This window comes from Mycobacterium sp. PO1, assembly GCF_017312405.1.
Classification (GTDB): domain Bacteria; phylum Actinomycetota; class Actinomycetes; order Mycobacteriales; family Mycobacteriaceae; genus Mycobacterium.
Genome location: NZ_BLTG01000016.1, coordinates 1 through 11,986, shown reverse-complemented (window position 1 = coordinate 11,986; position 11,986 = coordinate 1). Strand labels below are relative to the sequence as shown.

12 protein-coding genes and 2 pseudogenes are annotated in these 11,986 nt (G+C 68.2%); 2 read left to right on the top strand and 12 right to left on the bottom strand.

Annotated features, from left to right (window positions below):
- The first annotated feature begins 7 nt into the window (after window positions 1-7).
- Window positions 8-1,120 carry a glutamate--cysteine ligase gene (locus J3476_RS06660; protein WP_207065710.1) on the top strand — a complete coding sequence of 371 codons (1,113 nt, stop codon included), beginning with the start codon at window positions 8-10 and terminating at the stop codon, window positions 1,118-1,120.
- Here the strand turns inward: J3476_RS06660 and J3476_RS06655 are convergent.
- The 11 genes and pseudogenes from J3476_RS06655 to J3476_RS06605 all read right to left on the bottom strand — a co-directional run bounded on the left by J3476_RS06655 (window position 1,113) and on the right by J3476_RS06605 (window position 9,355).
- Entirely contained in the window at window positions 1,113-1,829 is a 717-nt protein-coding gene (locus tag J3476_RS06655) for an anti-sigma factor (protein ID WP_207065709.1), read from the bottom strand. The genes J3476_RS06660 and J3476_RS06655 overlap by 8 nt on opposite strands.
- On the bottom strand, window positions 1,826-2,407 hold the full coding sequence (locus J3476_RS06650) for a sigma-70 family RNA polymerase sigma factor (RefSeq protein ID WP_207065708.1): 582 nt from the start codon (window positions 2,405-2,407) through the stop codon (window positions 1,826-1,828). The genes J3476_RS06655 and J3476_RS06650 overlap by 4 nt, the downstream gene beginning before the upstream one ends.
- Before the next feature lies 1 nt (window position 2,408).
- Complete coding sequence (locus J3476_RS06645; protein WP_207065798.1) at window positions 2,409-3,215, bottom strand: DUF1365 family protein; 807 nt, start codon at window positions 3,213-3,215, stop codon at window positions 2,409-2,411.
- A gap of 150 nt (window positions 3,216-3,365) precedes the next feature.
- Window positions 3,366-4,430 (bottom strand): poly-gamma-glutamate hydrolase family protein, encoded by a 1,065-nt coding sequence (locus tag J3476_RS06640; RefSeq protein WP_207065707.1) that lies wholly within the window; start codon window positions 4,428-4,430, stop codon window positions 3,366-3,368.
- Window positions 4,431-4,527: 97 nt separating this feature from the next.
- Window positions 4,528-4,764 carry a hypothetical protein gene (locus J3476_RS06635; RefSeq protein WP_207065706.1) on the bottom strand — a complete coding sequence of 79 codons (237 nt, stop codon included), beginning with the start codon at window positions 4,762-4,764 and terminating at the stop codon, window positions 4,528-4,530.
- A gap of 13 nt (window positions 4,765-4,777) precedes the next feature.
- A complete protein-coding gene (locus J3476_RS06630) occupies window positions 4,778-5,035 on the bottom strand; it encodes a hypothetical protein (RefSeq protein WP_207065705.1) in 258 nt (85 codons plus the stop codon).
- Between the two features lie 109 nt (window positions 5,036-5,144).
- The gene (locus J3476_RS06625) at window positions 5,145-5,408 is read right to left on the bottom strand and encodes a hypothetical protein (RefSeq protein ID WP_152518554.1); all 264 of its coding nucleotides are present in this window, start codon (window positions 5,406-5,408) and stop codon (window positions 5,145-5,147) included.
- Between the two features lie 26 nt (window positions 5,409-5,434).
- Window positions 5,435-6,526, bottom strand: a complete 1,092-nt coding sequence (locus tag J3476_RS06620) for a diacylglycerol kinase (protein WP_286182679.1) — start codon at window positions 6,524-6,526, stop codon at window positions 5,435-5,437.
- A 10-nt stretch (window positions 6,527-6,536) separates the two neighbouring features.
- On the bottom strand, window positions 6,537-7,328 hold the full coding sequence (locus J3476_RS06615; protein WP_152518553.1) for an SDR family oxidoreductase: 792 nt from the start codon (window positions 7,326-7,328) through the stop codon (window positions 6,537-6,539).
- Window positions 7,329-7,592: 264 nt separating this feature from the next.
- Window positions 7,593-8,393, bottom strand: a pseudogene (locus J3476_RS06610) (Ku protein); the annotation flags it as partial.
- The gene (locus tag J3476_RS06605) at window positions 8,393-9,355 is read right to left on the bottom strand and encodes a carbohydrate kinase (protein WP_207065703.1); all 963 of its coding nucleotides are present in this window, start codon (window positions 9,353-9,355) and stop codon (window positions 8,393-8,395) included. The gene J3476_RS06605 and the pseudogene J3476_RS06610, both read right to left, overlap by 1 nt.
- Window positions 9,356-9,396: 41 nt before the next feature.
- Between J3476_RS06605 and J3476_RS06600 the strand changes: the two genes are divergently transcribed.
- Window positions 9,397-11,664 carry an ATP-dependent DNA ligase gene (locus J3476_RS06600; RefSeq protein ID WP_207065702.1) on the top strand — a complete coding sequence of 756 codons (2,268 nt, stop codon included), beginning with the start codon at window positions 9,397-9,399 and terminating at the stop codon, window positions 11,662-11,664.
- 1 nt (window position 11,665) lies between these two features.
- Here J3476_RS06600 and J3476_RS06595 read toward each other — a convergent pair.
- Window positions 11,666-11,986 (bottom strand): annotated as a pseudogene (locus J3476_RS06595) (NAD(P)-dependent oxidoreductase); the annotation flags it as partial.

Below are 11,986 nucleotides of genomic sequence, written 5' to 3'. Positions count from 1 at the left end.
AGTTTCGGTGGCGTCTTCGAAGGGGTCGACACCCACGCTCGGCGTCGAGGAAGAGTTCCTGCTCGTCGACCCGACGTCGGGCGCCCCTGTCGCGCTCAACCGCGCGGTGGCCGACCGGGCCGCGCGCGACGGCGTCGATCTCCAACTCGAACTGACCAGTTGCCAGGTCGAAACCACCAGCTCGGTCGTGGAGAACAGCTCCGACCTGCGCGACGAGCTGCTGCGGTTGCGCACGGTGGCGGCCGGCGCCGCCGAGGCCGCGGGTGCGCAGTTGCTGGCGGTCGGCCTGCCGCCCACCCTGCCCTCGCAGTTCCCGGTCACCGACACCCCGCGTTACCGCGACATCGGGGAGCGCTTCGGGATGATCGCCCACGAGCAGGGCATCTGCGGCTGCCACGTGCACGTCGCCGTCCCAGACCGGGATGCGGCCATCGGTGTCAGCAACCGGCTGCGGCCCTGGCTGCCGCTGCTGCTCGCGCTGACCGCGAACTCGGCGATCTACCGCAACGCGGACACCGGCCACGCTAGCTGGCGCAGTGTGCTGTGGGCGCGCTGGCCCAGCGCCGGCCCGCCGCCGCAGTTCGACTCGGCCGACGAGTACGACGCCGCGGTCCAGATGCTGTGCCATTCCGGGGTGATCCGCGACGACGGCATGGTCTATTGGGATGTTCGGCCCTCCCGCAACTTCCCCACCATCGAGGTCAGGGTCGCCGACGTGCCCGCCACGGTCGCCGAGTCGGTCACGTTCGCCGCACTGGTCCGAGGCTGCGTGATGACCGCACTCGAGGAGCACCGACGCGGCGAACCGGTGCAACCGTTGGCGTCGTTCGCACTCAAGGCCGCCTACTGGAAGGCCGCGCGCGATGGTCTCGACGGCGACAGCCTCGACCTGCAGGAGCACGCCCCTGCGGCCACCCGGCAGCTGCTGGAACAGCTGATCGAGCGGGTCCGCCCCGCGCTCGAGCAGGTCGGCGACTACGAGCTGGTCTCGTCCGGGTTGGCCGGGGTGGCCGAACGGGGCAACGGCGCGATGCGTCAGCAGGCGGCATGGCGGCGCAGCCACGAGGTGTCCGACGTGCTGGCCGAGGCGGCCGCCGCGACGCTGGAGAGTCCTAGCTGAGCGGTAACTCGGCGAACACCGGGCTGGTCGGTTCGGTCGATCCGCCCGGTGGTTCGACGGTGAACGCGAGCGCCCGCGAGGACCCCAGGTCCGGGATCACAGCGGTCGTCGACGGTGCGACCGAGTCCGGGCCCATGGTGCCGGCCGAGTGCGGCCCTTGCCCGTCGACCAGCCACATCTGATAGACCGTTCCCGGTTGCGGAGGCGGCACGTTGTTCATCACCAGCACCCCGGAGCCCTGTTCGCGAGAGAACACCACCGTCGCGGTACCGCCCCCGGGAATCTCCCCGGACACCGTGCGCACGTCCGGCGCGGCGAACACCTGATCGGCGGTCGACGGCACAGTGGGCGGGCGCAGCGCCATGCCGACACCCAGAGCACCCAGCCCGACCACCGCCACCGCGGCCGCGGCCAGCACCATGCGGGGCCAGCGGCGTTCCTGCGACGAACGACGCAGCGGCACGGGTTCCTCGGCGATGCGGCTCAGCAGCTGGTCGCGGAGCTCCGGCGGTGGTTCCACTGCGGTGGCCGACGCCAGCGCGGCCATCGTTTCGCGCACCGCCTGCACCTCGGTGTGGAAGGCGTCGGCGACGTCGGGCGGTGCATCGTCGAGCAGCCGCTCGACGTCGGCCGCTTCGGCATCGCGGAGCGCGTGCAACGCGTACGGCGTCGCCAGCGACAACAGCTCAGCTGCATGTGGTCCGGTCATGCGGCCCCCAAGCATCGACGCAGGCCTCGGATGGCGTCACGCATCCGGGACTTGATGGTGGCAAGGTTCGCCGACAGGCGCTCGGACACCTGCGCGTAGGTCAGCCCGTCGTAGTACGCGAGTTGAATGCATTCGCGCTGGGTGTCGGTCAGCGACGCGAGGCATTCGGTGACCTGGCGACGTTCTTCGCTGAGGATGACCGTGTCGGCGACGTGGTCGGAGGGCGGCTCCATGCTGGCGGCGCCGTAGCGCGACTCCCGGGTGCTGGCGGCCTGCTCCGAGCGCACCCGGTCCACGGCGCGGCGATGGGCCAGCGTCATCAGCCAGGCCAGCGGGCTTCCCGCGGCGGGGTCGTAGTTCTCGGCGGTGCGCCACACCTGCAGATAGATGTCCTGTGTGCATTCCTCGCTGTATCCGGGGTCCCGCAAAACGCGGGTGACCAGGCCGAACACCCGGGAACGGGTCTGGTCGTAGAACGCCGCGAAGGCGTCGACATCCCGACGGGCCACCTGGCGCAGCAATGCGTCGAGTTCGGCGGTCACGAGCGGTAGCCTAGCCACCTGCGTCAACGTCGTCACGTCAATCCCCGCTTCCGCCAAGCCGTGGTGAAAGGGAATGTGCGCAAACATTATTCATGGAAACTCGGCCGACGGGCACCAGCGACTCGGCTTTTTCGGGTTTCTCGGCGCCGCGTGAGGCCAGCGGCACCCCCCGCAACCGCAGCGTGATGGCCTGCACCCGCATGCCGATCGAGTTCATCAGCGGGGCGCACGGCGCCACCAGTTGCAGCGCCAGAACCTGGCCGATACGCGCGCGTCGCCGGTCGCCGCGCATGGTCGCGACGAAGGCCGGGTGGTCGTCGCGGTGCAGCGAGATCCTGACGTCGAGCGTGTTTTCCGGTTGGGGTGCATGGACCAGGTAGTGGCCGCTGACATCGTTGAACGGGGAGGTGTGGAACTTCTTGGCCACCATCGCGGGCCGGTCGCCGGACGGGGGCAGAAGGTAGGCGTGGCGCTCGCCGCGGAGGTTCTGGACCTCGGCGACGACGTGGCGCAGCACTCCGCGCACGTCGTGGCACCAGTACAGGCTCAGGGGGTTGAAGACATAGCCCAGCACCCGCGGCTGGAACAGCGCTGTGATCCTGCCACCGGGCAGGTCCACACCCTTGTCGGTCAGGAACGACTCGACGCGGGTGCGCAACGTGTCCTGATCGGAACCCCACAGATGGTCGCGGGGGTCGAACGTCGCAAACGGACGCAGCCAGCGGGGGAGCCGGGGCAGCGCGTCGACGTCGACGAACCAGCTGTAGCTGCGGTGCTCGAAGTAGTGATGCACCGGCGCGCGGCGCAGGTGGGTGATCCGGGTGCGGTAGAGGGCCGTCGTCACGTCGGCTCCGCCACGGCATCCGGCGGATTCCAGGGCGCTGACCTCGTCGTCATCGACGTTGGTCGCTGGCCCCGCGTAGATGGGTTCCACATACCGGCATTCGGAGCGGTGCGCCCCGTGGATGGGTGGCCGAGCGCAGTGATTCGGGGGCTAGCGTCCCTGCCAGGAGCGTGCTGCCGCCGCCAGCCCCTGCACCAGCGCCGACGTCGCCGGTGCCAGCCCGTCGTCGCTGGGCAAACCGCTGCGGGGGCTGACCCCGCGCACCCGCGCCGACAGTTCCAGCTGCGTTCCGCCGTCGCGGGGCCGGTTCACGGGGTTGCCCGGGTGCAGCCCGCGCAGCTCGCGGGGGATGGCGTCGAGGTCGGTGACGACCTCATAGCCAGGGATCGTGATGTGCTGATCGAGGTGTGCGGCGAGCGTGCGATGGCGGCCGCCGGCCAGGATCTGGGTGCTGCGGCCCGCGCGGCCATAACCGTGCAGTGAGACCGCGACGTCGACGTGGTCGAGGAACTCGGCCAGCCGCTCGGATTCTGCCGGGTCGTAACGCGCCGAAGGCAGATGGTGCGGGTAGTGGTCGGGGTGGCGCACGACGTAGAGCGAGGCGTCGGCGGCGTCGGCCGCCCGTTCGGCGATCACATCGGTCATCTGTTCCAGACCGCCGCCATGGATGGCAAGGAAGCCGAACGTCGAGCGCAACACGCTGTGCTCGAGGATCGCGGAATCACACAGCAGTTCCGAAAGGGACTGTGGTGCAGCGGCATCCGGTGCAGCAGTGCGCTGTGGCCAGCGGGTGGGATCCCACCGCTCGAGGAACTCGATCCAGCGGTGGGGCAGGCCGTGGTGGCGGGCGCCGTCGAGGATCCGCTCCAGGTAGCCCGGTCGCGGAGGGCCCGCCTCCACGCGGTGGTCGATGTAGACCCACGCCGTGGCCGGGCCGGTGTCGGTGTGCACGGTGAGCTCGTCGCGCCGATATCGCACCGGAACGCCCTCGGCGCTGTCCAGGGTCGCCAGATCGTGATCGGACAGCTGCCAGATGACACCGTGCACCTCGGCGCCGGCGAACCGCTCGACGGTGGCCACGCCCCGCTCGTTGATCAGCCAGTCGTGATCGGACAGCGTCGCGCGCCGCGGATCGCTGGCGTCGGGGCATCGTTGCGCCATCTGTCGCACGCACAGGTTCGACCCGTACGCGAAGTAGCTGTGCTTGCCCGCCATTCAGCCTTGGACGGTCAGCTCGGTCGGCGTCACGAAGAAAAGAGTAGCGGGCTCGGCAACCAAGCCGTCCCGAGCCGGGGCCGACAGCCCGCGTCTGCTATTCGAAGCCCAGCCCGTAACCGCCCACCAACGGCCAGAAACCGATGCCCTGCCAGCCGCCCCAGTTCCAGGGCGGCGGGGTGGTGATGAGCTGGGTGCTGCCGTTGGTCTCACAGAACGTCACGGTCTCGCCGACATCCGTGCACTCCGGGGCGGCCGATGCGGTGTGCGCGGTACCCAGGGCCACCGCGACTCCCGCCAGCGCGACGAGCGCGCTGCGGGTGACTCGTGTCATGACCGGTTGTCGCTCAGAGGACGAACATGCCGTAGTCCCACGGGAACATGCCGCCGCCGTACCAGGGCTGGGCATAGGCCGGGGGAGTCGAGCTGATCTGGGCGTTGCCCGGCGACTCGCACAGGGTGGTCGCGCCACCCTGGTAGCCGCCACCGCCGGAGCTGGTCTGCTCACAGTTCGGCTGAGCGAGTGCGGCGGGGGCGGCGGCGATGGCCAGTGCGGCCCCGCCGCCGGCGAGAAGGGCGGACAGAGCAGTGAGGCGGGCCTTCATCTTCTTCTTCCTTCCAGCGGAGTTGGGCCAAGCCTACAGGTCTTTCACAGTTCAGGAAGCCACTCCGGCGCTCGCGAAATTGCCCGGCGCAGAGCCGATCAAGGGCCGATCAGAGGGTGAACATGTTGTCGTCCCACGGGAACCCGCCGGTTCCGCCGTAGCGGTAGCCGGGCGGTTGGACCGTGGGCAGCTTGCCGTCGATCTCGGCGTTGCCGGGGGACTGGCACACCTCCCCGCCGCCGGTCTGCCCGGCGCCGCTGGGGTTGGTCTGGTCGCAGGCCGGCTGGGCGAAGGCTGCCGGAGCGGCGGCGATCGCAGCGGCGGTGACGCCGGCACCGAGCAGGGTTGCCAGGGCGGTGAAGCGCGCAGTCATCTTCTCGGTCCTTCCGGCTCGGTTCGTCAACCAGCGTATAGCCCGTGCCCCGTCACCAGCGGTAGATCCAGCGTCGTGGCGATGCCGGGAGCCGCGTCGATCACCGCCGGGATCGCATTGATCACCCGGGACGCGGTGGCAACCAGGCCGGCATGGTTGTGGTCGCCGTTCGGGCTGCTCAGGCACAGGTCGAGAGCGTAGGAGGGTTCACCGGTGACCTCGATCCGGTAGGACCCGCCGGGCTGGGCGGGCTGTGGCCAGTCCGGGCACAGGTCGTCGCGCAGCCGGGTGACGTGTTCGAGCACGACGGCCACATTGCCGTCCTTCATGCCGCGCACCTCGAACCGGATCGCAGCGGTCGTGCCCTTGCCGATGGGACCCGCCGCGATGTCGAAGTCCTCGGGTGCCGGCACCCGGACGTGAGTCTCGGTGACCTCGTCCAGCTCGATGCCCAGGCCGGCCGCGAGCTGGCGGACCACCGAGCCCCAGGCCAGGCTCAGCACGCCGGGTTGGAGCAGCATCGGTGTCTCGTCGAGGCTGCCACCGAATCCCATCACGTCGAACATCACCGGCGCGCTGTCATAGGTGTCGTAGTTGATGATCTCCATGCACCGGATCTGCTGCACGCTCTGGCACGTGCCGGCCAGCGCCAGCGGCAGTAAATCGTTGGCGAAGCCCGGATCGATGCCGTTGACGAAGATCGTCGACGAACCTTCCTTCGCGGCGTCTTCGATGGGGGTGACCATCTCGGAGGGGATCACCTGCCACGGGTACTGCAGGAACACCGCGCTGCTACCGACCACGTTGATTCCGGCGGCCAGGATCTTGCGGTAGTCCTCCAGCGCTTCGATCAGCCGGTTGTCGGCCAGCGCGGTGTACACCACGCAGGCGGGCTTGGTGGCGATCACGGCGTCCAGGTCGGTCGTCGCCAGAATTCCTGTCGACCCAGGGAGGCCGGCGAGTTCGGCGGCGTCCTTGCCGGCCTTGGCCTCTGAGGACACCCACACCGCGGTGAGGTCGAAGCGGTCGTCGTTGATCAGCTGGGTCAGCGCGTGCTTACCGACGTTTCCGGTGCCGACGGCGGCGACGGGGATCGGGCTGGGGCTGGAAGTGGCCACGGTGGTGTCCTCACAGATCGGGAATCGGGAGCTCGAGGTTGGGGAAGGTGATGCCACCGTCCACTTCGAGTGTCTTGCCGGTCAGATAGCCACCTGCCGGGGAGGCGAGGTACACCGCCGCCGCGGCGATGTCGAGAGGATCGCCGAGCCGACGCAGCGGGGTGGCCTGCTCCATCGGCGTGCGCAGTTCCTCGTTGCTCGCGACGATGTCGAGTGCGGAGGTCAGGATCGACCCCGGTGCGATGGCATTGACCCGGATGCGTGGCGCCAGGTCCAGCGCCGACAACCGGGTGTAGTGGGCGAGCGCAGCCTTGGCGGTGCCATAAGCGGCGAACCCGCGCCCGGCGACCCGGCTCATCGTCGAGGTGACGTTGATGATGCTGCCGCCGCCGGAATGCTCGAGCATCAGCGGGGCGGCCGCCGCGGTCAGCGCGTGGGCGGTGGCGACGTTGAACGTGAACGCATCGCGCATGTCCTTGGCAGTGGTGTCCAACAGCGCGCCCGGCATCGTCCCGCCGACGTTGTTCACGACGATGTCTAGTTTGCCGAACGCCTCGACGGCCTGCGCGGCCAGCGACGAGGTGTCCTCCGGCCGGGCGAGGTCGGCGACCACGATGTGCGCGCGCCGACCTGCGCCGCGCACCTGCTCGGCAACCTCTTCGAGCTGGGCCTGCGTGCGCGCGGCAATCAGCACGTCAGCGCCGGCTTCGGCGAAGGCGAGGGCCATGGCGGCGCCGAGGCCCCGCCCGGCGCCGGTGACCACGGCTACTCGATCGTCGAGGCGGAACCTGTCGAGAATCACGCGCGTCACCGTAACAAGAACCTGTTCTAGTTTGGCGCGAATTCGGCGTGATCGCCTTCCGGTGACCTATTTCTTGGCAGCGGCCTTCTTGGCCGTGGACTTCTTCGCCGGAGCCTTCTTGGCGGCCGACTTCTTCCCCGGGGCCTTCTTGGCGGCGGCCTTCTTGGCGGGAGCTTTCTTCGCGGGCTTGCCGTCTTCCTCGGAATCGTCTTCGGCGTCGTCCTGGCCGGAGTCCTTGGCAGAGCTCTTGGCGGAGCCCTTGCCCGAGCCCTGCTCCTTGCGCGCCTTGACGCTGGCCTCGAGTTTGGCGAGCAGATCCGAGACGTCTTCGGTCTCGTCGAGCTCCTGCGGCTCTTCCTCGGTGGTGAACGCCTCGCCGCCTTCGAGCTTGGCCTGGATGAGCTCGTGCAGATGTTCCTGATAGTCGTCGTGATAACGATCGGGATTGAAGTCATCGGTCATGGAGTCGACGACCTGGCTGGCCATCTTCAGCTCGGCCGGCTTGACCTCCACCTCTTTGTCCAGCACCGGGAAGTCCGGGTCGCGGATCTCGTCGGGCCACAACAGCGTGTGGACCATCATCACGTCGCGCTTGCTGAAATCCTTGACCCGCAGTGCGGCCAGCCGCGTCTTGTTGCGCAGCGCGAAGTTCACGATGGCGACGCGATCGGATTCCATCAGCGTCTTGGCCAGCAGCACATAGGATTTCGACGATTTCCCGTCCGGCTCCAAGAAATACGACTTGTCGTACATCATCGGGTCGATGTCGCCGGCCGGCACGAACTCGAGCACGTCGATCTCGCGGCTGCGTTCTTCGGGCAGGCTGGCGATGTCGTCGTCGGTGATGATGACCGTCTGGCCGTCGTCGGAGTCGTAGGCGCGGGCGATGTCGCGGTACTCGACGACCTCGCCGCACACCTCGCAGACCCGCTTGTACCGGATGCGCCCGTTGTCCTTGGCGTGCACCTGGTGGAACTTGATGTCGTGATCCTCAGTGGCGCTGTAGACCTTGACCGGCACGTTGACCAGGCCGAAGGCGATCGAACCCTTCCAGATGGACCGCATCAGCCCAGTATCTCCGATGAACCCGCGGTATCCAGTGCAGCGCGATCCGGCAGGTCGGCACCGGCCCGGGTGACGGTGACGGCGGCGCACAGGGTTGCGGCCCGCACTGTGGCGGTCAGGGTGTCGGTGTCGAGGCGGGCCAGGGCGGCCCTGCGCGGCGCACCCAGCAGATCGCGCGACCACAGCGCGTCGACCAGGCCCGTCATGAACGCGTCCCCGGCGCCCACGGTGTCCACCACTTCCACACGTGGTGCTGGTACCCGCACATTCCCGGCCGCACACATGGCCAGCGCACCCTCGGCGCCGAGCGTCACCACCACGATCGACGCGCCGAGCGCCAGCCACGCCTCACCGATCTGTTCCGGTGAGCGGCGGGGATCGATCCAGCGCAGATCCTCGTCGCTGACCTTGATCACGTCGGCCTTCTCCAGCAGCCGGTCGATGCGGTCCCGCGCAGCATCAGCGTCGGTGATCAACGCCGAACGGATGTTCGGGTCGAATGTCACGGTGGCCGAGGTGTGATAGGTGTCCACCAGCGCGGCGGTGGCCAGGCAACCCGGTTCGAGCACGGTGGCGATCGAGCCGGTGTGCACGACCAACGGGGGTGGCACAGGTGCAGTCCCGCTGAGCTGCCAGTCGATGTCGAAGGAGTACGTCGCGGAGCCGTCCTCGTCGAGGACCGCTCGCGCCGTGGCGGTCCGCTCAGCGGTGTCACTGCCCGGAACCACGTGCACGCCCGCGGTTTCGACGAACTCGCGGACGCGGTGTCCGTAGTCGTCGGTGCCGATGTGGGTGAGGAAGTCGACCTCCCGCCCCAGCCGCGCCAGACCGACCGCGACGTTGAGCGGACTGCCGCCGACGTGTTCGCCTGCGACCCGCCCGTCTCGCTCGGTGCCGGCTGCTCGCTCGTGGCCTCGCTCGACGACGTCGATGAGCGCCTCTCCGATGACCAGTGCCCTCACATTCTCGACGCTACCGCGTCGCCACCGGGTAATACCGTGATGTGGTGGACCGTTATGACCGGGTGAAGCTGACCAACCCGGACAAGGTGCTGTACCCGGCAACCGGGACGACGAAGCGAGAAGTCTTCGAGTATTACGTCGACGTCGCTGCAGCGATGCTGCCGCACATCGCCGGCCGTGCCGTGACGCGCAAGCGCTGGCCCAACGGGGTCGACGAGGCGGCGTTCTTCGAAAAGCAGCTGGCGTCCTCGGCGCCGGACTGGCTGGATCGCGCCACGATCGTGCACAAGTCGGGGAGCACGACCTATCCCGTGATCGACACCGTCGAGGGGCTGGCCTGGATCGCACAGCAGGCAGCCTTGGAGGTGCACGTGCCGCAGTGGCGGTTCGTCGACGGACAGAGGGGGCCCGCGACGCGCATCGTGTTCGATCTCGACCCCGGCGAGGGCGTGTCATTTCAGCAGCTGTGTCAGGTCGCCCACGAGGTGCGGGGGCTCATCGACGACATCGGCTTGCGGACCTTTCCGCTGACCAGCGGCAGCAAGGGCCTGCATCTCTACGTTCCGCTGGACGATCCGATCAGCTCGCAGGGCGCCTCGGTGCTGGCCAAACGCGTGGCCCAGCAACTGGAGCAGACCATGCCCAAGCAGGTCACCGCCACGATGACCAAGAGCCTGCGTCACGGCAAGGTCTTCGTGGACTGGAGTCAGAACAACGCGAACAAAACCACGATCGCGCCGTATTCGCTTCGGGGACGCGAACATCCGACGGTAGCGGCACCACGTACCTGGGCGGAGATGTCCGATCCCGATCTGCGGCACCTGACGTTCGAGGAGGTTCTCGACAGGCTGGACCGCGACGGCGATCTACTCGCCGATCTCGATGAGGCGTTGCCCGTGCCCGACCGACTCACGACCTATCGCGGCATGCGTGACAGAGGCAAGACCCCGGAGCCTGTTCCCGCCGAGGCGCCGACGGTCGGCGGCAACGACAAGTTCGTCATCCAGGAACACCATGCCCGCCGGTTGCATTACGACTTCCGGCTGGAGCGCGACGGAGTGCTGGTCAGCTGGGCGGTTCCGAAGAACCTGCCCGAATCGCCGTCGGTCAACCACCTTGCGGTGCACACCGAGGATCATCCGATGGAGTACCTGACGTTCGCCGGGGAGATCCCCAAGGGTGAGTACGGCGGCGGCGAGGTCTACATCTGGGACACCGGTACCTATGAGGCGGAGAAGTTCCGCGACAATCCGCCGGACGGGCCCGGCAAGGGCGGTGAGGTCATCGTCACGCTGCACGGGCAGAAGATCGAGGGTCGTTACGCGCTGATCCAGACCGACGGCAAGAACTGGCTGGCGCACCGCATGAAGGAGCAGAACCGGCCCACCTTCGCCGATCTGGCACCGATGCTGGCCACCGAAGGGTCGGTGGAACGACTCACCAAGAGCCAGTGGGCGTTCGAGGGAAAGTGGGACGGCTACCGGTTGTTGGTCGAGGCCGACCACGGCTCGCTCTCGCTACGGTCGCGTCGCGGTCGGGACGTGACCGGGGAATACCCGCAACTGCAGGCACTGGCCGCCGACCTCGCCGACCACCACGTGATTCTCGACGGTGAGGCAGTAGCCCTCGATGAATCCGGCGTGCCGAGTTTCCGCGAGATGCAGAACCGCGCCCGCTCGACCCGACTCGAGTTCTGGGCATTCGACATCCTGGCACTCGATGGGCGATCCTTGTTACGCGCCAAGTACTCCGATCGCCGCCGGGTACTCGAGGCCCTCGCCGAGCAGGGCGGACTGATCGTGCCGGCGGTGATCGAGGCCGGCAGCGGGCCCGACGCTCTCGAGGTGGCGCGCTCGAAACGGTGGGAGGGCGTGATCGCCAAGAAGCGTGACTCGACGTACCAGCCTGGGCGGCGGTCATCGTCCTGGATCAAGGACAAACTGTGGAACACCCAGGAGGTCGTGATCGGCGGCTGGCGGGTCGGCAACGGTGGGCGCAGCAGTGGCATCGGCGCGCTGATGCTCGGTGTTCCCGGTCCTGACGGGCTCCAGTTCGTCGGACGCGTCGGAACCGGGTTCACCGACAAAGAACTGGCGTCGCTGAAGAAGACTCTGGCGCCGCTGCATACCGATGAATCGCCCTTCAGCGCAAAGCTTCCCAAAGCCGACGCGCAGGGTGTGACATTCGTGCGGCCGGAGTTGGTCGGGGAGGTGCGCTACAGCGAGCGCACCTCCGATGGTCGGCTGCGCCAGCCGAGCTGGCGGGGACTGCGGACCGACAAGGAACCGGCCGATGTCGTGTGGGAGTAGTTCAGTGTGAGAGGGAGTCCGTCATCTCTGCGAGTCCATCGGCGAGGCTGACGGACGGAGCGTAGCCGAGTTCTGTTCTTGCGGCGGTGATGTCGTAGCTACGGTCGCGGCCCATGAACGTGGTGATCCAGTTCGTCAGCATCGGCGGTTCAGGCCGACGCAGCAAGCGTGCCCCTGCTTCGAGGAGCGCTCCCAGAGGGGCCGCCACCGCCAAAGGCACACTGGGGGCCGCGCTGACGTCGACACCCCGGGTCGCCAGCAGCGGGATGAAGAAATCCCGGGCCGGCATGGGTGTGCCGTCGGTGACGTAATAGGCCCCACC